At 44.5% G+C, this 21,915-nt stretch carries 20 protein-coding genes and 1 pseudogene; 11 read left to right on the forward strand and 10 right to left on the reverse strand.

Translation table 11 applies throughout. From position 1 onward, the window contains the following. Positions 1–404 precede the first annotated feature (404 nt). Together HMPREF3179_RS00790 and HMPREF3179_RS12620 are read right to left on the reverse strand one after the other, a co-directional pair. Positions 405–1,466: an asparaginase gene (locus HMPREF3179_RS00790; RefSeq protein ID WP_070469288.1), complete on the reverse strand. Its 1,062-nt coding sequence runs from the start codon at positions 1,464–1,466 to the stop codon at positions 405–407. A 168-nt stretch (positions 1,467–1,634) separates the two neighbouring features. Beyond that, the gene (locus HMPREF3179_RS12620) at positions 1,635–1,814 is read right to left on the reverse strand and encodes a toxin-antitoxin system HicB family antitoxin (RefSeq protein WP_070469289.1); all 180 of its coding nucleotides are present in this window, start codon (positions 1,812–1,814) and stop codon (positions 1,635–1,637) included. Positions 1,815–1,938: 124 nt separating this feature from the next. Between HMPREF3179_RS12620 and HMPREF3179_RS00800 the strand changes: the two genes are divergently transcribed. From HMPREF3179_RS00800 to HMPREF3179_RS00830, 8 genes and pseudogenes are all read left to right on the forward strand, one after another. Continuing rightward, a complete protein-coding gene (locus tag HMPREF3179_RS00800; protein WP_070469290.1) occupies positions 1,939–2,517 on the forward strand; it encodes a uracil-DNA glycosylase family protein in 579 nt (192 codons plus the stop codon). Between the two features lie 123 nt (positions 2,518–2,640). Further along, the gene (locus HMPREF3179_RS00805; protein WP_070469291.1) at positions 2,641–2,940 is read left to right on the forward strand and encodes a type II toxin-antitoxin system RelE/ParE family toxin; all 300 of its coding nucleotides are present in this window, start codon (positions 2,641–2,643) and stop codon (positions 2,938–2,940) included. Between the two features lies 1 nt (position 2,941). Then, positions 2,942–3,226, forward strand: a complete 285-nt coding sequence (locus HMPREF3179_RS00810) for an addiction module antidote protein (protein ID WP_070469292.1) — start codon at positions 2,942–2,944, stop codon at positions 3,224–3,226. A 251-nt stretch (positions 3,227–3,477) separates the two neighbouring features. Beyond that, positions 3,478–3,612, forward strand: coding sequence for a hypothetical protein (locus HMPREF3179_RS12570; RefSeq protein WP_256388368.1), 135 nt, complete (start codon positions 3,478–3,480; stop codon positions 3,610–3,612). 235 nt (positions 3,613–3,847) lie between these two features. Further along, positions 3,848–4,861 carry a DctP family TRAP transporter solute-binding subunit gene (locus HMPREF3179_RS00815; protein ID WP_070469293.1) on the forward strand — a complete coding sequence of 338 codons (1,014 nt, stop codon included), beginning with the start codon at positions 3,848–3,850 and terminating at the stop codon, positions 4,859–4,861. A gap of 72 nt (positions 4,862–4,933) precedes the next feature. Further along, positions 4,934–5,416: a TRAP transporter small permease gene (locus HMPREF3179_RS00820; protein WP_083290452.1), complete on the forward strand. Its 483-nt coding sequence runs from the start codon at positions 4,934–4,936 to the stop codon at positions 5,414–5,416. Further along, a pseudogene (locus HMPREF3179_RS00825) lies at positions 5,413–6,713 on the forward strand (TRAP transporter large permease). Before HMPREF3179_RS00820 ends, HMPREF3179_RS00825 begins: the two are co-directional and overlap by 4 nt. A 507-nt stretch (positions 6,714–7,220) precedes the next feature. Beyond that, positions 7,221–7,463, forward strand: coding sequence for an EamA family transporter (locus tag HMPREF3179_RS00830; RefSeq protein WP_246823972.1), 243 nt, complete (start codon positions 7,221–7,223; stop codon positions 7,461–7,463). Between the two features lie 176 nt (positions 7,464–7,639). On the opposite strand, the gene HMPREF3179_RS00835 is transcribed toward HMPREF3179_RS00830, so the two are convergent. Then, the gene (locus HMPREF3179_RS00835; RefSeq protein ID WP_018025754.1) at positions 7,640–8,104 is read right to left on the reverse strand and encodes an Lrp/AsnC family transcriptional regulator; all 465 of its coding nucleotides are present in this window, start codon (positions 8,102–8,104) and stop codon (positions 7,640–7,642) included. Positions 8,105–8,304: 200 nt separating this feature from the next. On the opposite strand from HMPREF3179_RS00835, the gene glmS reads away from it, so the two are divergent. After that, entirely contained in the window at positions 8,305–10,137 is a 1,833-nt protein-coding gene (gene glmS, locus HMPREF3179_RS00840; RefSeq protein ID WP_036558583.1) for a glutamine--fructose-6-phosphate transaminase (isomerizing), read from the forward strand. A 119-nt stretch (positions 10,138–10,256) separates the two neighbouring features. On the opposite strand, the gene HMPREF3179_RS00845 is transcribed toward glmS, so the two are convergent. The 3 genes from HMPREF3179_RS00845 to HMPREF3179_RS00855 all read right to left on the reverse strand — a co-directional run bounded on the left by HMPREF3179_RS00845 (position 10,257) and on the right by HMPREF3179_RS00855 (position 12,423). Further along, positions 10,257–10,847 carry a hypothetical protein gene (locus HMPREF3179_RS00845; RefSeq protein WP_048768972.1) on the reverse strand — a complete coding sequence of 197 codons (591 nt, stop codon included), beginning with the start codon at positions 10,845–10,847 and terminating at the stop codon, positions 10,257–10,259. Between the two features lie 125 nt (positions 10,848–10,972). Further along, the gene (locus HMPREF3179_RS00850) at positions 10,973–11,563 is read right to left on the reverse strand and encodes a hypothetical protein (protein ID WP_036558589.1); all 591 of its coding nucleotides are present in this window, start codon (positions 11,561–11,563) and stop codon (positions 10,973–10,975) included. Positions 11,564–11,832: 269 nt separating this feature from the next. Continuing rightward, positions 11,833–12,423, reverse strand: coding sequence for a hypothetical protein (locus HMPREF3179_RS00855; RefSeq protein ID WP_141743409.1), 591 nt, complete (start codon positions 12,421–12,423; stop codon positions 11,833–11,835). 243 nt (positions 12,424–12,666) lie between these two features. On the opposite strand from HMPREF3179_RS00855, the gene rng reads away from it, so the two are divergent. Next, a complete protein-coding gene (gene rng, locus HMPREF3179_RS00860) occupies positions 12,667–14,130 on the forward strand; it encodes a ribonuclease G (RefSeq protein ID WP_018025751.1) in 1,464 nt (487 codons plus the stop codon). 61 nt (positions 14,131–14,191) lie between these two features. Here rng and HMPREF3179_RS00865 read toward each other — a convergent pair whose 3' ends face one another. Beyond that, on the reverse strand, positions 14,192–14,554 hold the full coding sequence (locus HMPREF3179_RS00865; protein WP_018025750.1) for a hypothetical protein: 363 nt from the start codon (positions 14,552–14,554) through the stop codon (positions 14,192–14,194). A gap of 85 nt (positions 14,555–14,639) precedes the next feature. Beyond that, positions 14,640–16,412: a lipid A export permease/ATP-binding protein MsbA gene (gene msbA / locus HMPREF3179_RS00870; RefSeq protein ID WP_048768978.1), complete on the reverse strand. Its 1,773-nt coding sequence runs from the start codon at positions 16,410–16,412 to the stop codon at positions 14,640–14,642. Between the two features lie 98 nt (positions 16,413–16,510). On the opposite strand from msbA, the gene HMPREF3179_RS00875 reads away from it, so the two are divergent. Further along, positions 16,511–17,482 carry a glycosyltransferase family 9 protein gene (locus tag HMPREF3179_RS00875; protein WP_168160338.1) on the forward strand — a complete coding sequence of 324 codons (972 nt, stop codon included), beginning with the start codon at positions 16,511–16,513 and terminating at the stop codon, positions 17,480–17,482. Positions 17,483–17,505: 23 nt separating this feature from the next. On the opposite strand, the gene HMPREF3179_RS00880 is transcribed toward HMPREF3179_RS00875, so the two are convergent. Then, a complete protein-coding gene (locus tag HMPREF3179_RS00880; RefSeq protein ID WP_070469298.1) occupies positions 17,506–18,291 on the reverse strand; it encodes a YdcF family protein in 786 nt (261 codons plus the stop codon). Positions 18,292–18,354: 63 nt separating this feature from the next. Further along, positions 18,355–21,897, reverse strand: coding sequence for a DNA polymerase III subunit alpha (gene dnaE, locus HMPREF3179_RS00885; protein ID WP_070469301.1), 3,543 nt, complete (start codon positions 21,895–21,897; stop codon positions 18,355–18,357). Between the last annotated feature and the right edge of the window lie 18 nt (positions 21,898–21,915).

Genomic DNA, 21,915 nt, shown 5'->3' on the forward strand with positions numbered 1-21,915 from the left:
GGTTTGCCAACCTCGCTGGGCAAACACAAAAACCCCGCTAAAACAAAGACTTAGCGGGGTTTTTGTATTTAAGACTAATATGGTATGGATATTTTGGGCACGTTGAAGTGTCAATATGGCCATATCTACCTCAATTGAAGAAGTTGCCTGCGAAAGGCTTTTATATTTTCATCCGGTCAAGACACAGAAGCCGAAGTTATTCGCAACAGTTTGACTAAGACTCTCAAAGAGCTAAAATCTGACAATTATGCACATACTCGTAAAACTGAAGTTGTTCTTCCTACTTTCCTACCAACAGTCGAATGACTGTTATCATCACCCACATAATTAAGGGCACAGCATCACTCTATACCTAGAGAATACTGTGCCCTTCCTTTTAAATATATAAACTCAGCTACTTAAAACTAGAGGTCAAAAGCTGGCTGCAATTCGTCCTTGGTCTTTTTACCCTGTTGCAATAAGAGCATCAATAAAATACGGGCTTTTTGTGGACTGAGATCACCCCCCATAATAGCTCCAGCTGCATCGGTTGTCTGGCCACCACCTTCAAAACCGTAGTTAGCCATGACACGACCATTATGCACGCGCGTAGAGATGACGACAGGAACATCTTTTGATAAGGCATACTGTACAGCCTCAAACATCGGTAGATTCATATTACCCATACCGAGTGCCTGAACCACGATCCCCTTAGCGCCGCTATCAACCGCATGACGTAAAAGCTGCCCATCTGCGCCACCGTACATCGCCACAATATCAACTCGTGGCATCTCATCAGTAACTAGCGGAATATGTTGGCGGCGAGTTGGAGTGCGGTCAATTACTACACGGTCAGGATAGACCTCACCTAAAACACCATAATCACCCGACTTAAATGACTCAACGTTTGCAGTATGTGTTTTAGTCACATAGCGTGCTGCATTAATTTGATTGTTCATCGCTAACATAGCACCTTTGTTTTGGGCGACTTCATCGGTCGCAATACGCACGGCATTTAACAAATTACGTGGACCATCAAAGTCAGATGACGATGCATTACGCTGCGCCCCAATCAACACGATTGGCTTTTCTGAGTCTACGGTGGTATCTAGCCAAAAAGCAGTCTCTTCAAGTGTGTCCGTACCATGAGAAACGATTACACCTGATACCTCTGGACGTGATAGCGCCTCCTCAACTGCTTTAGTCAGACCTACCCAACGTGGTGGGTCCATGTAGTCTGAAGGGACATTAGATAAATTATTAACTTCAATCGTGGCATAGTCGCCAACCTCTGGTACGATGGCTAATAAGTCCTCACCTGAGATGGCAGGTACGGGTGCATTTTTTTCAGGGTCGATTTTCATGGCAATGGTTCCACCCGTTGCCAGCAACTGTACCGTGGGTTTATCTTGAGCAAAAGCAGCATGAGATACTAGGAAGCTTGTGCATAAAACAAAAGCAGATAACTTTTTCAATTGAGTCTCCATTTTGTAGATTATTAAATTTAAATTGAAAATAAAGTCTAGTCTAAAGCATAGTTAAAAGCCATCCTAAAATTGTAATAATCGACTAACAACTTAAAGCTTAAAATATTATCTAACGATAACAAAAAGGCATCAATAAACACCTCTTAGCCAAGCCAATTTGCCCGAAGTTCAAGCGATGACTTTATCTTGTTCACGCTCTAACTTTTCTTTGATTGCTTCGCCAACAAATGCATTTAAGGAAAAATTAGAGACTATGGCAGCCTGCCGATGAAGCGCTGGACTAATTCGAACAATAAAAGTATCTTTAAATGGTATATAAGGCTTTTTCCCTAACTCACCACACAACAACTTAAGGTTAAGCTCTTAGTATATGTAGTCACGATATAACTAAACATCACACCAAACACCTACAAAAAGTCCTCATTTCTTTACAATGACATTTGCTTCAATCAAATGTAATGATTTACCCCCTATGCAACCCATAGAAACTCATCCCCTACCACCTTTTGCACCACCACATGCCGCCTTATTGATGTTGGGTTCCTTTCCACCACCACGTCATCGCCGGAAAATGGATTTTTATTATCCGAATTTGCAAAATGAAATGTGGCGAATTTTTGGGTTGATATTTTTTGAGGATAAGAACTATTTTCTTGAAGCGGATGGCAAGTCTTTTAATGAAGAGCTACTCCGAGACTTTCTATATAATAAAGGCATTGCCATCAGTGATACCGCCCATCAAGTCATCCGATTGGCTGGCAATGCTGCTGATAAGTCATTACAGATTGTTGAACCGCTTAATCTAAGTAAATTACTAGCGCAACTGCCTCAATGCCACACCATCATGACAACCGGTGACTTGGCCACGACGACGCTAATGTCATTACTGCCACCAAGCACGGACAAACCGAAAATTGGTGAACCGAGCAGAACATTATTTGAGAACAGAGAACTAAATTTATACCGCTTACCCTCCTCCTCCCGTGCCTATCCATTGGCTTTGGAGAAAAAAGCGGATGCTTATCGGGTGCTTTTTGAAGGGCTGCGTTAAGAATGGGGTAGGTTCAATATATTAGATTTAAATTTAGTTAAATGTACTTTTATTCACAAAAATTGTGGATAAATGGATTAAATTTTGTTTTCTTTATGTAGCCTATAGGCTACAATGTGCGTAATGAAATATCAAATTAAAAGAACTGATGTTTTTGACAAATGGCTAAGCACCTTGAAAGATAAACAAGCAGTCAAAGCAATTAATATACGTATTATTCGTTTTATTAATGGGAATTTTGGAGACTCAAAACAACTGTCTGAACGTCTATATGAAATGCGAATATTTATTGGTAAAGGCTATAGGGTCTATTACACGATACATCAGCAACAAGTAATTATTTTACTTTGTGGTGGTCATAAAGGAACACAAAGAAAAGATATTGAAAATGCTAAACAAATTTTAAAATCTTTGGAAAATTGAAATGAGCGAAAAATTAAAAGATTTCAACCCCTTTGATTACATGGAAACCCAAGAAGACATTCAACTGTTTTTAGAAGAATGCTTGTCTGATGACGATCCAAATACATTTATCGAAGCCCTTGGCTTTCTCATTAAAAAACATGGAGTTAGCGAAATAGCAAGAGAATCTGGCTTAAATCGAGAGAGTTTATATAAAGTAATCAATGGAAAGAGTAAGCCTCAATGGGAAACTGTTTTTAAGGTTTTCAGGGCGTTACATTTTAAATTTCATCCACAATCTTTATAAGCCTCGGTATTTGTTAAATTTAAAAGAATTTGTCATGCGCAGAAAACAATTAACCGAACGGTATAAATCACGGTATATTTCGCATTAAAGCTTTTATTGTTAATTTATACCGTAATAAATACGCTTACTGCTAACAAAAAAAACAGCAATGCAGTTTCACGCTCCAAGCAATCTGCTTCTCGAAATGAAGATACTAAAGATAGTGTGATATTGACATTTTGATCTAAGCAGAGAGAGGAGTCACTCTCTTCATGATGTCACGATTAAAAAACGAGCTATCAGAATTATTAGGCACTGACGTCCATGCATACTACAATATCGATCAAGCGATTGTTTGGGAGTCTGTGAACAAAGACATTCGACTGGTCTTAGCGTCAATGCCCTAACTTAAAGAAGGCATAAGTCATTTCACTCCATAAAAAGAAGACGATTTAGAATATTACCCCCTTGTTGAGATGGTTCGACAAGGAGTTTTGCTTTTGGAAAGTTGTTTTAATATATAACGCATTCCTAATCAAGCAATTTTATAAATTAATTCTAAATGGGCACTTTTATCACATCTTCATTTACTTTTAGGTCAAAATAAAAAGTAAATTTAAATTCTTATTTTTGGAGGAGCTCATGAATTTTAAACAACGTCTATCAATCAGTCTCGCATCGCTTGCCATGTCCTCGATGCTCTGTGCAAGCGCCTTTGCGCAAGAAGTAAAGGAATACTCAGTATCAACCGTGCTGGGCAATGCCTATCCATGGGGTCAAACAGCTGAGAAATGGGCGGAGCTAGTCGAAGAGCGTTCAGAGGGACGTATTAAGCTTAAGGTCTACCCAAATGCTCAATTAGTTTCGGGTGACCAGACCAAAGAATTCTCCGCCTTGCGTAGTGGTTTGATTGATATGGCTTTAGGCTCCACCATTAACTGGTCACCACAGGTGCCCGAAGTTAACTTATTTTCACTGCCATTTTTAATGCCTGACAATGCAGCGGTTGATGCGATTACACAGGGCGAAGCAGGTAAGATGGTCTTTGATGCCATCGCCAAGCGTGGGGTTGTTCCTTTAGCCTGGGGTGAAAATGGCTTCCGTGAAATCTCTAATTCAAAGCATACTATCACTGCTCCTGAGGATTTACGCGGATTAAAGATTCGGGTTGTGGGTTCACCCCTCTTCTTAGATACGTTTAACGCCCTCGGTGCTAATCCTACGCAAATGAGTTGGGCCGATGCCTTACCTGCCCTAACGACCGGAGCAGTCGATGGTCAAGAGAACCCCTTATCCGTATTTTCAGCAGCTCGTGCCGATAGAGCCAGTCAGAAATACCTTACACTCTGGCATTACATGAATGACCCATTAATTTTTGGCGTGAGTGAGCGTGTATGGAAGACCATCGCCGAAGAAGATCAGGCCCTGCTCAAGCAGGCAGCCTATGATGCTGGCCAATGGGGTATCGAGAAGTCCCGCACTGAACTAGAAGCTACCTTAAATGACATTCGCGAGCGTGGTGTTGAAGTGACTGAGCTTAGCCAAGAGCAGCATCAATCCTTTGTTGAAGCGACACAAAGCGTGTACGACAAATGGACCAAGCGCATTGGCGCAGAACTAGTTGAAACGGCTCAAAAAGCAATTTCAGAACGTTAATCTTGTTTTAACTGATGATGGCGCAGTCTATTATTAGCTGCGCCTTTTGTTTTACATTGTTTACTAGCTATTATGTCAAAAGCGAAAAAAATACGTATTGAATCGTGGATAGCAATCATTGCACTGGCTGCGATTTGTATCATCAGTTTAGCCAATGTCTTAGTCCGCTATGCCACGGATATTTCTTTTGCCTTTACCGAAGAGTATTCGGTATTCCTAATGGTGGTACTGGCCTTTGCTGGAGCTGCTGTAGCAGCTCGTTCTAATGACCATATCCGTATCACTTTCCTAGAACAGCGTCTAGGCGCTAGCGGTAGACGCCTTTTATACACCCTACAATGGCTTGGCACTGTCGTCGTCCTGGGTTTAGTTGCTTGGTATAGTGGCGTCTTAACATGGGAAGAATACATTTATGATTCCCTTTCACCTGGCCTTGGCTATCCCACCTGGATATATTTGATTTGGATGCCAATTTTATCAGCAGTGATTATGCTGAGAACCACCCAAAATTGGATGGCTAGAATGCGGCTTGGCACAGAGGAGAATGTATCATGAGTGCTGACTTATGGATGTTACTTTCCTTTTTGCTAGCGATGCTAATCGGTATGCCGGTTGCCTATGCACTTGGTATAGGTGTGGTGCGATAGGTATTGTGATGGGCTTATCACCCGATATGCTAGCAACACTCGGCACCAATACCTATAATAGTATCGCTAAATACCCTTTAATTGCTATTCCACTTTTTATTTTAACGGGCTTAATTTTTGAGCGCGCAGGGGTGGCGGCTAGCTTAGTTACCTTTGCTCAATCGATCATTGGACAACGTCCTGGCGGCCTAACCTTGGTAGCAGTCATCGTTTGCTTAATTATGGGTGGCATGAGCGGCTCGGGCCCTGCGGATGCAGCGGCTGTCGCAATGGTGATGTTACCTAGCATGACCAAAGCGGGCTATCCGCGCCCTTTCTCCGCATCAATGATTGCGGCTGCGGCTTCTACGGCTATTTTAATCCCACCATCCATTGCTTTAATTTTGTATTCGGTGATGATGCCAGGGCTAGACTTACGCGCACTGTTTGCCGCTGGTTTGATTCCAGGTGTATTAGCAGGTGTTGCGCTGTTGGTGCCGAGTTACATTTTGGCTCGACTTCGCGGTTGGGAGAGTAGCAAAACCGAAGAAAGGCCACCTTTTAAACAAAGCTTTATCAAGGCCTTACCTGCCTTATTTGCGCCCGTCATTATCTTAGGCGGTTTGCGTTCTGGGCTCTTCACACCGACTGAGGCAGCCGTTGTAGCGGTAAGTTATGGTTTGTTTTTAGGTGCGTTTGTGTATCGACAACTCACCTGGCGTGGCTTACTTGAGATGTTTAACGAAGCCGCAAAACTCTCTGGTATCGTGCTGTTAATCATCGCCTTAGCAGGCATTTTTGCCTGGTCAGGCACCACGCTTGGGACTTTTACACACCTAGCGGATATCATCTTGAGCTTGTCTGATAATGGCTTAGTACTATTATTCCTCATTATGATTTTAGTGCTCTTTGCCGGAATGCTACTTGATGCGATTTCGATTTACCTAATTCTGACCCCAGTCTTAATCCCATTAATCAATCATTTTGAATGGAATCCCGTCTGGTTCGGCATTTTACTAGCGATGAATATTGCGATTGGGCAGTTCACGCCGCCTGTAGCAGTGAACTTAATGGTCACTACCAAGATCTCAAATATTCGCTTAGAACACACCTTTGGTTGGGCCATGCTCTTTATGTTGACGATGTTCTGCGCCCTATTGCTCGTGATGTTCTTCCCGGCTATTGCGCTATGGCTGCCTGAATATTTGGGCTTCTCAGTCAATTAAATTTAAAGCGCCTAAACTAGGCGCTTTTTCTTTTAATCTAAACAAATGTCTTGCTGCTGGTATATTAGATGATTTAAATATGTAACGCTTAATGAGCCCCGATCATAATGAGTTAATTATTTATCGGGGCTTTGGTTTATGGTCTATCAGCTCTGATTCAATGCATATATAAAGCAAACAATATTTAACCTTTAAAACCAGGATCTCTTAGCACCCCCATAGGGCTAATGGTGACTTTTCGAGCTTTATTTGAATATAAGGAGCTGGCTCCGAAGCTTGAAAACACCAAATCATCGCAAAGATCTTCACTATCAAAATTCTCCCCCGCCTTCTCCGCTTTTTGGGCTTTCAGCATTCGCCTATAGCGGTCATCAGCATTTGCATCATAATGACGTGTTAAGGTTATACTTTTTTGTGCCCCATTAATTTTCTGTACTCTATATATTTCTTTTTTATCATTACTCTTGGAACAACGCCACGGTAGGCATCTACATGGCGCTGGTGCCGATGTTCCTAGGCTACCTCTGTTTTGGTTATGGTCTGGCACGGATCCAGGCCAGCACAGCGACCACCATCACCTTACTGGAGCCAGTTGTCGCAGCCGCACTTGCAGCCGTCATTGTGGGCGAGCGACTCCCCAAGATGGGTTGGATCAGCGTTGCCCTTATTTTCGTGTGCCTAGTATGCATCACACTGCCCGCACACACACGCAAACAAAGCCCTGCAAAGCCTTCGCCCACCTCTGCCTAAGAAACAGCGTAATTGCGCATGGGTTGCAGCACCAAGGCCGAGTCAATGCTTGATGCCTGCAAAACGTTTTACAAACTGGTGTTGAAACGTCTGAGCCTTCGCACAGCCCGCTCTGTACTGCAACGCCGACTGAGCACTGTGGCTCCCCTAGACTAACAGCGATTAACCACAGCCACCTACGCTAGCGTGACTGTGGTATCAAACTTACTACGATACGTAGAGAAAAAGGTCCGTACATTTCTGACGTGGTTCGTTGCCGTAAATAACTTACCCACTAATTCATGATAAGCATTCATATCCGGTACTTGTAAAATCACAATAAAGTCAGGCCCACTCGTGACACGGTAGCATTGTTTTACAGAGCTTTCTGACACAACTAAGGCTTCAAAGGCATCAAACACTTCGGCCGATTGTTGGGTTAGATTGATCTCAACAATCGCAGTTAAATCGCTTCCTAGTGCTTGGGCATCTAACAAGGTGACGCGTTTTTGAATAATCCCCGTTTTTTCCAATCGCTTAACACGGCGTAAGCAGGTAGGAGGCGAGGAAAAGACTTTTTCAGCCAAGGCTTGATTACTGATAGAGGCATCCTCTTGTAAGACGTTCAAAATCCGTTTATCTAAATCATCTAATAACACCATCCTCACCCCGCTTTCTCTCAGTAAATATGAACAATCAAACACAGGATTTGAAATTTAATTTCAAAAATTACCTAATAATTTATTATACTTTAAACAAAACTATTCAATAAAATAATTATACATATTTTCATACAATTTTGATTTTTAATTTCAAGCATTTTATAGCAAAATAGCGAAATTACTTTTTTGGAGATAAGCTCATGTGTGGAATTGTAGGTGCTGTAGCGCAACGCGATATTACCCCTATTTTGGTAGAAGGTCTTAAACGTCTTGAGTATCGCGGTTATGACTCTTGCGGTGTTGCCGTTTATATGAATGGTGAATTAAACCGCGCTCGCAGTACACAACGGGTAGCAGAGTTAGCGCAGCAAATCAAAGCCGATGGCATCCAAGGTTTTACAGGCATTGCGCATACGCGCTGGGCAACCCATGGCGCACCCGCAACTCATAATGCGCATCCCCATTTTTCTGGTCAAGACAAGGGTTCACCCCGCATTGCGCTAGTGCATAACGGAATTATTGAAAACTACGAGGAATTACGTGAAGAGCTGATCGCCCAGGGCTACACCTTTGAAAGCCAAACAGATACTGAGGTGATTGCGCATTTGATGGATCACCTGTATCACGGCGATTTATTTGAAACACTCCAACAAACTGTCGCTCGTTTGAGCGGTGCCTATGCTATTGCCGTCTTTTGTCGTGATGAACCGCATCGTATTGTGGCTGCTCGCCAAGGTTCTCCGCTTGTCATTGGGCTAGGTGATAATGAACACTTTCTTGCCTCTGATGCCTTAGCACTCGCCGGCACCACAGATCAAATTATCTACTTAGAAGACGGTGATATGGCCGATCTTCAAATTTCAAACATATGGATAGTAGATGCGAACTTAGCCCCTGTTGAGCACAAAGTACATACGGTGTCAGCGTATACGGCAGCGGCTGACTTAGGCCCATACCGTCATTACATGCAAAAAGAAATTTTTGAACAACCACGTGCGGTAGCCGATACTTTACAAGATATTGAAAGCATTGATCCTCCGTTATTTGGTGAGGAGGCTGAAGCTATCTTTAAGCGCATTGATAATATTCTCATCCTAGGCTGCGGTACTTCTTATTATGCCGGTATGACTGCTCGTTATTGGATTGAAGCGATTGCTAAAGTCCCGGTCAATGTAGAAATCGCTAGCGAATATCGCTATCGTGAAAGCGTGCCCAACCCTAACACCTTAGTTGTGACGATTTCCCAATCAGGTGAAACAGCAGATACGCTAGCAGCACTCAAACACGCACGCGCTTTAGGCATGGACAACACATTAACCATTTGTAATGTCGCTAGCAGCGCCATGGTTCGTGAGTGTAAGCTAAATTACATTACCCGTGCAGGGGTCGAGATCGGTGTAGCTTCTACCAAAGCATTTACTACCCAATTAGTTGCGCTGTTCTTATTAACCGTTGCCTTAGCCAAAGCCAAAGGTAGGATGGCTCCAGAACTGGAGGCAAGCTATTTAAAACAGCTGCGCCACTTACCAGTTGCACTTAGCTCGATCCTTGCACTAGAACCTCAAGTAATGGCATGGGCTGATCGCTTTGCTAGCAAGGAAAATGCCTTATTTCTAGGCCGCGGCTTACACTATCCTATCGCCTTAGAGGGCGCATTAAAACTAAAAGAAATCAGTTATATCCATGCTGAAGCCTACCCAGCGGGTGAGCTCAAACATGGCCCCCTAGCCTTAGTAACGGAAGCGATGCCTGTGGTGGTGATCGCACCTAATGACGAATTACTTGAAAAGCTCAAGTCTAATATGCAAGAAGTACGTGCGCGTGGCGGTGAGCTTTATGTGTTCGTTGATGCGGATACAAATATTAGCAGTAGCCCTGGTATGCACGTCATTCGTATGCCGGAGCATTATGGCAAATTATCACCTATCCTACATACGGTGACCTTGCAGTTACTGTCTTATCACACAGCAGTAGCACGTGGCACCGACGTAGATAAACCACGCAATTTAGCAAAAAGTGTGACCGTAGAGTAAAGCCTATCTAAGCAGCTTTACTGCCTGAACAAATAACCCAACGAGCCGGCCACTGCGCTGCAAGCTCCTACACTCCTTGCATCAGCAAAATCGCCGGCTCGTTGACAAATAACAGCTAATTAAATTCCTTCATACTCAGAAAACCTATCGAACACAGTCTTCACAAAACCATCGGATCTTGAGAACACCGCTTCACCTCGATCCTCATCATCTAAAGCCCAAGGCAAACTTGCTTGCACATAATAGTGATCAAACACCAAGATGCACAATGATTCACTGCGCTCTTCTTTTTCATTAATGTATCCGAGACACTGCACCTCATGCCCCTTATCCGTCTTAAACTGTCGATCAACCAAGCTTTCTTTACCATCACCGAGCGCTGCCCTCGCACCTCTCAGCAAATTGCTCGTCGCTTTTTCATGCGTTGCATTAGCCCGGAGCCTTTTCGCTGACACCAAAGTCGAGCGACTTTTCTCATCATTGTTATACCGAAGGCTTACCGAACCAACGTCTGGTCTACTAGTCATTTCTGTAATCCAGAGGTCCTCATATTCCGGTACAATATAAGCCAAAATTGGATTTTCTTTAATATCTTCACTGATCGATTTAACCGTGTTAGCACTGCTTTTTTCAGCCATCGCACTGCTAACACTCAGTGAACAGATACCCACCACAGTAAGCATTTGAATTAAGCACTTTTTGAACTTCATAATATCTCCTTAATAAAAAGCCACGGCCCCATTAATCAACATATCAACGAGCCGGCCACTGCTCTGCCAGCTCCTACACTCCTTGCATCAGCAAAATCGCCGGCTCGTTGACAAATAACAGCTAATTAAATTCCTTCATACTCAGAAAACTTATCGAACACAGCCTTCACAAAGTCATCGGATCGTGAGAACACTTCTTCACCTCGCTCTTCATCATCTAAAGCCCAAGCTAAACTTGCTTGCACATAATAGTGCTCAAACACCGAGACGCACATTGATTGACTGCGCTTTTCATTCTCATTAATGAATCCGAGGCACTCGACCTCATGTCCCTTATCCGTCTTAAACTGCCTCTCAACCAAGGTTTCTTTGCCATCGCCAAGTGCCTGCCTCACCCCCTTATCAAGATGCTCCATCGCATCTTCCGCTTTCATATTGTCTGGCAGCTTTTTCGCTGACACCAAACTCGTGCGAGTCTTCTCATTATTGTTATAGCGAAGACTGACCGAACCATCGTCCGGATTACTATTCAGTTCTGACACCCAGATGTCCTCGTATACTGGGACCACATAAGCCATAATTGGATTATCTTTAATCCCCTCACTGATCGTTTTGTTCGTATTAATACTTCTTTTTTCAGCCATCACAGTACTGACACTCAATGAACAGATACCCACCACAGTAAGCATTTGGATTAAGCATTTTTTGAACTTCATAATATCTCCTTGATTAACAGCTACATCAGCCACAGTGTAATCAATGAAAAAATTAGCTTTCGGGACATTTTGTAATTTTTTATTAACCACATAGGCTTGCTGAGCCACTGATAAAAAGCCACGACCCCATTAATCAACATGTTCATGAAGTAAAGCCTCGCTAAGCAGCTTGACTTCCTGATTTACTCAAGGAGCCAACAACAACGTTACACGCTCCTACGCCCCATACATCAGCAAGATTACGGGCACCTTGAGAATCAAAAACAAATTTAAATCCCTTCATACTCAGAAAACTTGTCGAAAACTGCCGTAACAAAGTCATCTGACCTTGAAAACACCTCATCACCACGCCGCTCATCATCTAAATCCCAAGCTAAATTTGCTTGCACATAATAGTGTTCAAACACCGTGACACATAATGAATGGCTGCGTTTTGCTTTCTCACTAATAAATCCGAGGCACTCCACCTCATGCCCCTTATCCGTCTTGAACCGTCTATCAATTAAGGTTTTTTTACCATCATCTAGCACCTCCCTTGCAGCCTTGAGAAAACCGTCCATCGCATCCTCATGCTTTACATGGCTCGGCAGTTTTTTTGCTAACACAAAGCTCGCTCGCGTCTTCTCGTCATTGTTATAGTCAAGCCTTAAGGAGCCCTCACGCGGAAAGCTTTCCACTTCTGAAACCCAGATATGATCATAGGAAGGTACCGCATAAGCCAGAATTGGATTTTTCTTCATCATCTCAGTTAAGCTTTGCTCATTCTCAACACTTCTTTTTTCTGCCATTGCGCTACTGACACTCAGTGAACAGATACCCACCACAGTGAACATTTGAATTACGCACTTTTTGAACTTCATAATAACTCCTTGATTAATAGCCTTATCAGCGGCAGTGTAGCTAATGAGATAATTAGCTTTCTGGACATTTTGTAATTTTTTATTAACCGTATAGGCTTGCTGAGCCAAGCATAAAATGGTCCAAAGGCATAGGGCAGGGTCTTGTTTCAATTTGATACGTGCTTAAAAAGTCGCTGCACAGCAAAGCGCTGCGACATACGCTAAGATAATGTGATAGAAAAACTTACATATTTTTAATTTTTAATGAATGAGCAGATTTTAATTAATGTCACGCCGTTTGAAACGCGCGTGGCGATTGTTGAGCAAGGCACGGTGCAAGAGATTCAACTTGAGCGAAGCAATCAGCGCGGCAAGGTGGGTAATATCTACTTGGGCAAGGTCACTCGCGTCTTGCCTGGCATGCAGAGCGCCTTTATTGATATTGGCTTAGAGCGAGCGGCCTTTATGCATATTGCCGACCTCAGAGAGAATCGAGAGAGTCGACTCAATGACAATGTACAGGTACACATTGAAAAGGTCTTGTTTGAGGGACAAACATTATTAGTGCAGGTCATCAAGGATCCAGTCGGCACCAAAGGCGCACGTGTTTCTAATCAAATCAGTATTGCGGGACGCGCCCTTGTTTATTTGCCTCACGATCCGCATATCGGTATTTCCCAAAAAATCGAATCCGAAGAGGAGCGTGAAGCGCTTAAAGCGCGTGTACAAAAGCTGATGGACCCTCAGGAAAAAGGCGGTTATATCATTCGCACCCAAGCAAGTTGGGCGACTGACGAGGAGCTAAAAAACGATCAGGAGTATTTGCGACTACGCTGGCAAAAAACCATTGATGAGATGAAAAAAAAGGGGGCACCTGCCCTACTCTATGAAGACTTAAGTCTGGCACAACGTGTGTTACGTGATTTTGCAACCGCCGATACAGAAAGTATTGAAATCGATTCACGCACCATCAGTCAACAACTACAAGCATGGGCACAGGTTTATACCCCAGCGATAGCAGATAAAATTCGTCACTATACTGGACCACGCCCCTTATTTGATTTGGCCAATGTGGACGAAGAGATTAAGACTGCCCTCTCGCGTCGCGTCGATTTAAAATCTGGCGGCTACTTAATTTTTGACCACAATGAGGCCTTAACCAGTATTGATGTAAATACCGGTGGTTACATAGGGTTTAGAAATTTCCATGACACCATTTTTAAAACCAATTTAGAAGCTAGTCTTGCCATTGCCCGTCAATTGCGCCTGCGCAATACCGGCGGGATCATTATTATCGACTTTATTGATATGGATAATGTCGAACACCAAGAAGCGGTCCTAGATGAACTGAGAAAAGCACTGGCCCATGATCGTACTCACACCACGGTCAATGGCTTTTCCAGCTTGGGCTTAGTGGAAATGACGCGTAAACGTACCCGCGACTCGCTTTTAAGCTTACTCTGTGAGCCTTGCCCCACTTGTGAAACCCGTGGCCAAATCCTGACGGCACGAACAGTCTGCTACAACATCATGCGCGAGATTTTACGTGAAGCAAAGCAGTTTAACCCTAAAGAATTTAGACTGATTGTGTCGCCACATGTGATTGATTTGTTTTTAGATGAGGAAAGCAGCTTTCTCAGCATGCTAGATGAGTTTATTGGTAAACCCATTAGTCTGGAAGTTGATAATAACTACACGCAGGAAATGTACGATATCGTACTGATGTAAGATCACAACGCCGTTGGGAACTAAAGCTCACAGCGGCGTCATTTCACTCGATTCAAATCAATTAACTGTGACCGGGTTGGATCCGAGCCTGCATTGCAATAATTTTTGCTTCAAGCTCCGGTGAGGTCTCTAGCGCAATTAAGGCGCTGTTAGAGTCCGGTCTTTGTTCAATCGTCAGATTAATATACTGCCCCTCAAACACTTGGGGATCGGCACCGATTTCAACATAACGACTTAACAAGCGATCAACCGAGGCCTGTGCTTGCTGCACGTAGGCCTCAAGATTGCTTTCATCGGCATCTTGAAAGGCATTTTCAATGGTCTTGGATAGATCCCAAGTAAAAAACATAAGTGCATTGGGACCTTTGACGTCCGGATGCTCATAGCCCCAATTTTCAATGGTGTGGTTCTTCACTTGATTCATAATATTTCTCCGAATAAATTACCCTATTGCCTTTATCATAGCAATAGGGTTTATGAGGTGTGCTGTAGCAAGGCTAAATGCTGAATTATGCCTCTTTAAACTGCATTTCGTATAGAGATTGGTACAGTCCGCTATTTTTCAAGAGCGCTTCATGACTGCCATCCTCAATAATCACCCCACCATCCAACACTAAAATACGATCTGCATTTTTAACTGTCGACAGGCGATGTGCAATCACAAAGGTGGTGCGTCCCTTCATCAAACGCTCTAAGGAGTCCTGCACCAACTTTTCAGATTCATTGTCCAAAGCCGATGTTGCCTCATCCAAAATCAATATTGGTGCATCTTTTAATAAAGCTCGGGCAATGGCTAAGCGCTGTCGCTGACCGCCGGATAACCACGAACCACTTTCGCCGATTTGGGTATTCAACCCCTCCGGCAACGATTGTACAAAGTCCCATAAATTCGCTGCTTCCAGCACCACTCGCAATTGCTCATCACTCGCGGCGTGATTAGAACCGTAGCGAATATTATCAGCAATGCTACCTTCAAATAAAACCACATGCTGACTCACCAGCGATAAATTATGACGCAAAGAAGCTAAAGTAAATTCATGGATTGGCGTACCATCAATCACAATTTGCCCAGCACTAGGCTCCACAAAACGCGGCAACATATTAACCAAGGTCGTCTTACCACTACCAGAACGACCAACTAAAGCAATGGTTTGACCTGCCTTGACACGAAAGGACAGATGCTTAAGGACCTCAGCACTTTCCTCATTAAATTGAAAGGTAATGTCCTGAAACTCAATCAATGAGTCTGCCCGTACTGTGCAAATTTGCGTGCCCTCATCTCGTTCTTGCGGCGTATCAATCAGTTTGAAAACACTTTCAGCGGCAGCCATCATTTTTTGAGATTTACTGGCTAGATTGGTTAAACGACGCACCGGGTCAAAAATCTGCCCTAAGGCGGTGATAAAGGCAATAAAATCACCCGGCGTTAAACCACGTTCCGCCTGATGCAAGGCGACACTCACCACTGCTGCCACCGAAAAAGAGATCACCCACTGAGTCAGCGGTGACATTGCCGCATCCGCTGTGGCGGCACGCATCGCAAAAGCTCTTAAGCCTTGATTCACCCTTTCGAAGCGTGTTGTTTCACGCTCAAACCCGTCAAACAGCTTAATCACACGTTGCGCCTCAATCCCCTCCTTGACCGTAGAGGTTAAGACAGCATTCATATCTAAGGTACGACGGTTAATAGTACGTAGACGCTTTGCAAAATAGCCACCCACCAGCACAGAAAAGGGAAAGATGACGAGAATAATTAAGGTTAATTCCCACGATAGGTAGAGTAACAACGCTAGCATTGCGAGCACCACAAAGACTTCGCGCACTAAATTCGTCACCACCTCAGCCGCATGCTGAGTGACATTACCCGCATCAACGGTAAAGCGATTTAATAAGCGCCCACTATCACCCTTTTGAAACTCGGTATCTGGCATATGTAGCAGGCTGTCAAACATCTCTTTACGCATCCTAAAGAGCACTTTATTGGCCACCCAAGCCATCAAGTATTCGCCAAAAAAGTTAAAGACGCCACGAATAAACATCAGCCCAATAATGGCCAAGGGAATCAACCAAACAAAGTCGGGACGTGTGCCGGCAAAACCCTCGTCTAACAAAGGCTTCATCAAATAGGCCAAGGCCGGCTGCGTAGCAGAGGCGATCATAGTACATAGCACGGAAATGGCTAAGAACTTCCAGAACGAACCGACACGTTCAAAAATTCGACGCCATAAATTGCGCCGAACCGCCTTTTGCTGCGCTTTACTCAAATGCTCAATATCACTCACTCATGAACCTTATTATTAATAATTCACTGTGATTTTAACGGTTACGGCTAAAAAAGTGTAAAGTTTCAATAGTTGATTGAACTACATGCGCTTTAGCTATGAAAAAAATCTCACGAATTTTTATCCGTCTACCGAATTGGATTGGCGATGTCTGTATGAGCCTCTCCTCACTGAATGCCGTAATTGCTAGTGCTGATAAAGTCGTTATCTGCGCCAAACCATGGGCTCAAGATTTATTGGCTGGTTATTTACAAAGCACCCAAGTAAGCTTTTTAGCGATGAGTGGTAAGTGGCGCGAGGATGCTCGCACCATTAAACAATTTCGTAAAGCACATCCAGTGGCGGATGGGGAGGTCGGTTTATTACTGCCCGACTCACTAACTAGCGCACTTTGCTTTAAATTTGCCGGTTTAAGTAGCGCCGGTTATAAAGATGACGGACGCTCATTATTATTAAATTGGCCAATCAAAAAGCCTACACCCAAACCACATGCGGTTGAATCTTGGTTTTACTTAACTCGTAGTGCGCTCACTGAATGGGGCTTTAGTTGCCTAGCAGAGCCTAAAGAGACGGTTTTACTGCCACTCACCGATGAGCAATTAGCAGAAAAGGCAATGTATCAATCCCAGCATGGCTTAGAAAAAGGCGAGTTTATTCTTATTGCCCCCACCGCCGTCGGTCTACATAAGGGTAAAAATAAGGTTTGGCAAGGCTATGAGCAATTAACCCGCAGTTTACAAGCGCAGGGCTATCAAGTGCTGATGTGCCCACCACCAAATGAAGTTAAGCAAGCAACAGCTAACGCGCCTTCTGCCACCCTACTACCAGCCTTGGGTCTGGGTGCCTTTGCCGCCTTACTAAAAGATGCTGCCCTGGTTATCTGTAACGACTCTGGGGTCTCACATCTTGCGGCTGCGGTCAATGCACGCCAAATGACCTTAATCGGCGTCACGGATATGCGCAATACCGCACCTTGGTCACCCCGGGCCCTAATTTTAGGCGAAAACGGTCGCTGGCCTGAACAGCAAGAAGTGCTAGATGCCGCCCTCCAATACCTTAAAGCAAGTTAGCAAAGCAGCCTCGTCCGTGCTACTTAAACCCACCCTCTAAAGCGATAAACCCAATAGCCAAGACATTCTTTAATAATTGAGCGACTAGCAACAAGGGCACGCATATTAGGGAAATAGGGATTAAAGTCCGGTTCATCCTTAGGTAAGACGATTTGCGGTGGATTAGGCGCTGCATAGGACTCAATGCCCAAATGATGAAATACGGCCATGGCCCGCGGCATATGTAAGGCGGAGGTTACCACCAGCAGTGAATTAATGTGGTGCTTAGCCATGGTGCGCTGGGTAAATAAGGCATTTTCACGGGTGGTACGGCTAAAATCCTCACGAATAATCGCATCCGCCGGTACGCCTAAATAACGTAGGGCGGACTCCATGCCACGCGCTTCACTGATATCGCCCTCATTAGCCCCGCCGGAAACGATAATTTTAGGCGCTTTACCCAGCTGATATAGGGCCTCGGCCGTATCCACGCGACGATGGGTGGAACTGCTATCTAACTCGGGTTCAAACCAATTCTGTCGATTACCACCGGTATTACCACCTAGCACCACAATAGCATCCGCCATGGGCAAATCATCCATGCTCCTGACCGCATACTGTTCTTCTAAAAAAGAACCGACCTTGATTGAGGTGATGGGCAAAGACCATGCGCCCAGCCAAAACGCCCCTGTGAGGACCAGTAAAAGTGCAAAACGTCTTAAACGTATCAGATAAAAAACAATCCCTAAACCCAACAAAAATAAGGCAAGGTTTAGCGGAACTATCATTAAAACAAGAAAACTGCTGATTTGACTGGTGACTTCGCTCATGTTCCGGGGCTGCTCTGCTTAAAAAATATCATCGGATAACCATCAATGGCACGGTAGAACTGATTAATAATTAACCTCAATGCTTGAAATTTCTTCACGCGCCGACAATCCCTCCAACAATTGCGGATTTAATCGCACACGCCATTCCTCCCCAAGCATAATCTCACATTGTGTTGCCGGATCGGGTTGATATTGGATTTTTACCGCCACACCGGGAAAACCGTTTTCAGGCTCGGCCCTAAAAGGATTCATTAATACATGCAATTGCTTCGGACTAATGGCTTCATTTAACACCAAGGTGAGATCCGTTGCAACTGACTCTCTAGCCGATTGTAAATTATATAAAGCAGTCGCATTAATACGAATCGTATTATTAAAGCTGCTACGTGATACGCGTGCCTGCACCAACAATAAATCATCCGTATTAATTAAATGCCTACAACTTTCATATAAATGAGCATCACAGGTAACCTCAATTTGGGCACTGCCATCATCAATTAATAAAAAGTATAAACGCTCATCCTTATCCTTTAATTGAAAGGCGCGGCTAGCGGTTAATACGCCTGCCACCCATTGTGATGAACGTGACTCCTTTAAACTTGCCAAGGGTGTCGGCGCAAAGCGTCGCACCTCATCGCGCCACACATCAAATAAATGATGACTAAAGTAAAAGCCCAAGGCCCTTTTTTCCTCCAATAAGGCCTCGTAAAGGCTCCAGGGCTTAATGCCTTGAATTTCGTGGGCGACGATATCACCACTATCATCACCGAATAAAGACACCTGATCGGCATTGAGCGCCTTTTGCTCAGCTGCCTCAATCGCTTTAGCGAGACTACCTAATAAGGCACGACGATTAGGCTCCAAGGCATCAAAGGCACCGGCACGAATTAAGGCTTCAATCGCACGTTTATTCACCGTATGACGATCGATGCGCGAGCAAAAATCATATAAATCCTTAAACTCGCCCCCAAGCTCGCGGGCCTTGAGAATATTCTCAATTGCACTCTCACCCACGCCCTTCACACCGCCCATGCCGTAGCGAATGGTACGAATAGTGCCTGATTCCTTTTGATGTTGATCAGGAACTGGCTCAAAACGGTACTGTGAGTGATTAATATCTACCGGCAAAATGCTTAAGCCATTATCCAAGGCATCGCGCCAGAAAATTTCGATTTTTGCCGTATCATCCATATCTGAAGATAAGGTGGCGGCCATAAATTCTGCTGGATAGTAATGCTTTAACCAAGCCGTTTGATAGGAAATTAAGGCATAAGCGGCAGAGTGTGATTTGTTAAAACCATAACCCGCAAATTTTTCCATCAGGTCGAACAGGTTTTTGGCCATCTCGCCGTCATAGCCTTTTTGAATCGCACCCTCTTCGAAGATTTTGCGATGTCGTGCCATTTCTTCAGGCTTCTTTTTACCCATGGCACGGCGCAACAAGTCCGCACCACCCAAGCTATAGCCACCAATAATCTGCGAAATCAGCATCACCTGTTCCTGATACACAATGACGCCGTAGGTACTTTCAAGGGTAGAAGTTAAGTCAGGATGGAAATAATCCACCTCGGCTCGACCATGCTTACGATTAACGAAATCATCTACCATCCCAGAGTCAAGCGGTCCCGGACGGAATAAGGCCAGTACCGCAATCACATCCTCAAAGGTGGAAGGCACGAGCTTGCGTAACAGCTCCTTCATGCCGCGAGACTCTAATTGAAAGACGGCGGTGGTATTGCCCTCGGACAGTAATTGGTATGTTGCCGGATCATCTAAGGGCACCGCCATAATATCAAAGGCCTCTTGGCCCTGATTAAAGCGTTGCACATAACGCACCGCCCAATCAAGAATGGTCAGGTTACGTAAGCCCAGGAAGTCAAACTTTACCAGCCCGGCCTGCTCCACATCGTCTTTATCATATTGCGAGACCACACTCCCACTATGTCCCGGCTGGCAATAGAGAGGACAGAAATCGGTCAGCTTACCCGGTGCAATTAACACACCCCCAGCGTGCATACCGACGTTACGCACCAGGCCCTCAAGTGGCAACGAGGCATCAACAATGGACTTAACCTCCTCGTCTTGCTCATAACGTCGCCTAAACTCCGGCTCACCCTCCATGGCATCACTAAGACTCCATGGCTTTGCTGGGTTAAACGGAATTAATTTAGACAGTCCATCACATAGGGAATATGGCATTTCCAATACGCGACCAACATCTCGCACTACCGCCTTGGCTCCCAGGGTACCAAAAGTAGCAATCTGACTAACCGCATCACGCCCGTACTTTTCCTTAACATAATCAATGACTTTTTCACGCTGATCCTGACAGAAGTCAATATCAAAGTCAGGCATGGAAACCCGTTCCGGATTAAGGAAGCGCTCAAATAGTAAGTCATAACGAATCGGGTCTAAATCGGTAATGCCCAGTGAATAAGCGACCAGTGAGCCCGCCCCCGAACCTCGACCGGGACCTACCGGCACGCCATTGGACTTACCCCAGTTAATAAAATCCTGTACGATCAGGAAATAGCCTGGAAAGCCCATATCAATGATGATTTTACACTCTAGCGCCAAGCGTTCTCGATAGGCTGGTTCTTGCTTAGCCCGTTCCTCAGCATCGGGAAATAAAAACTCCAGTCGCTTATCCAGACCTTGATGTGATAGGCTGATTAAATACTCGTCCAGCGTCATCCCCTCAGGGGTCTCAAAATCTGGTAAATTCGGCTTGCCGAGTTGAATCGTGAGATTACAGCGCTTGGCGATTTCCACGGCATTCATCGTGGCTGAAGGAATATCGCTGAACTTATTCAGCATTTCCTCTGAACTAGGAAAATATTGCTGCGAATTAAAGCGTTTGCTTCTATTGGCATTGGCTAATACCTCACCCTCAGCAATACACACCCGCACCTCATGCACATCAAAATCATCGGCTTTTAAAAACTGGATGGGATGGGTGGCTACCACCGGTAAGTGAGCCTCTTGAGCTAGCTTTAAAGCTTCTTGCACATAGCGCTCATCGCCCTCAAATCCCGCTCTTTGCAATTCAATATAAAAGCGATTAGGAAATAACTTAGCCCAATGCTCTGCCAAACTCAGCGCCTGCTCAAAACGACCGACCTCAAGCGCTTGACCGATATCGCCTGCGCGCGCCCCCGATAATAAAATCAAACCATCGGTTTCAGCAGGATCTGCCAACCATTCTGGCTTTAACTGACCCCGATCAATTTGTGGATTATCAATCCAGGAGCGGGAAATCAAGCGGCATAGTTGTAAATAACCGGCATGGTTACGAGCGATTAGCAAACAACGATAAGGCTTTTTTTCATCCTGCGGATTATCAATCCAAAAATCACAAGCGGCTATCGGCTTAATACCGGCTTGACGAGCTGCCTTATAAAACTTGATATAACCAAATAAATTACCCAAATCGGACAAAGCCAAGGCCGGTTGATTAAATGCCTTGGCCTGCTTAATCATATCGCCGATACGGATGGTACCGTCCACCACCGAATACTCGGAATGGGTACGTAAATGCACAAACGCTGGGGTGGCTGACAGCTCAGCCGCACCAGACTCAGCGGTGGCGAGCAAGGTATCACTCATAATCTACTCTCTAATACT

The organism is Oligella sp. HMSC09E12 (genome assembly GCF_001808505.1).
GTDB classification, from domain to species: domain Bacteria; phylum Pseudomonadota; class Gammaproteobacteria; order Burkholderiales; family Burkholderiaceae_B; genus Oligella; species Oligella urethralis.

Coding starts and splice junctions, on each gene's coding strand:
- HMPREF3179_RS00810 (WP_070469292.1), top strand. CDS start 2,942: ATGAGCGAAAAATTAAAAGATTTCAACCCCTTTGATTACATGGAAACC.
- HMPREF3179_RS00820 (WP_083290452.1), top strand. CDS start 4,934: ATGTCAAAAGCGAAAAAAATACGTATTGAATCGTGGATAGCAATCATT.
- HMPREF3179_RS00845 (WP_048768972.1), bottom strand. CDS start 10,847: ATGAAGTTCAAAAAGTGCTTAATTCAAATGCTTACTGTGGTGGGTATC.
- HMPREF3179_RS00835 (WP_018025754.1), bottom strand. CDS start 8,104: ATGGTGTTATTAGATGATTTAGATAAACGGATTTTGAACGTCTTACAA.
- HMPREF3179_RS00855 (WP_141743409.1), bottom strand. CDS start 12,423: ATGAAGTTCAAAAAGTGCGTAATTCAAATGTTCACTGTGGTGGGTATC.
- HMPREF3179_RS00815 (WP_070469293.1), top strand. CDS start 3,848: ATGAATTTTAAACAACGTCTATCAATCAGTCTCGCATCGCTTGCCATG.
- glmS (WP_036558583.1), top strand. CDS start 8,305: ATGTGTGGAATTGTAGGTGCTGTAGCGCAACGCGATATTACCCCTATT.
- HMPREF3179_RS00830 (WP_246823972.1), top strand. CDS start 7,221: ATGTTCCTAGGCTACCTCTGTTTTGGTTATGGTCTGGCACGGATCCAG.
- HMPREF3179_RS00805 (WP_070469291.1), top strand. CDS start 2,641: ATGAAATATCAAATTAAAAGAACTGATGTTTTTGACAAATGGCTAAGC.
- HMPREF3179_RS00850 (WP_036558589.1), bottom strand. CDS start 11,563: ATGAAGTTCAAAAAATGCTTAATCCAAATGCTTACTGTGGTGGGTATC.
- HMPREF3179_RS00875 (WP_168160338.1), top strand. CDS start 16,511: ATGAAAAAAATCTCACGAATTTTTATCCGTCTACCGAATTGGATTGGC.
- HMPREF3179_RS00790 (WP_070469288.1), bottom strand. CDS start 1,466: ATGGAGACTCAATTGAAAAAGTTATCTGCTTTTGTTTTATGCACAAGC.
- HMPREF3179_RS12570 (WP_256388368.1), top strand. CDS start 3,478: ATGATGTCACGATTAAAAAACGAGCTATCAGAATTATTAGGCACTGAC.
- rng (WP_018025751.1), top strand. CDS start 12,667: ATGAATGAGCAGATTTTAATTAATGTCACGCCGTTTGAAACGCGCGTG.
- dnaE (WP_070469301.1), bottom strand. CDS start 21,897: ATGAGTGATACCTTGCTCGCCACCGCTGAGTCTGGTGCGGCTGAGCTG.
- HMPREF3179_RS00880 (WP_070469298.1), bottom strand. CDS start 18,291: ATGAGCGAAGTCACCAGTCAAATCAGCAGTTTTCTTGTTTTAATGATA.
- HMPREF3179_RS00865 (WP_018025750.1), bottom strand. CDS start 14,554: ATGAATCAAGTGAAGAACCACACCATTGAAAATTGGGGCTATGAGCAT.
- HMPREF3179_RS00800 (WP_070469290.1), top strand. CDS start 1,939: ATGCAACCCATAGAAACTCATCCCCTACCACCTTTTGCACCACCACAT.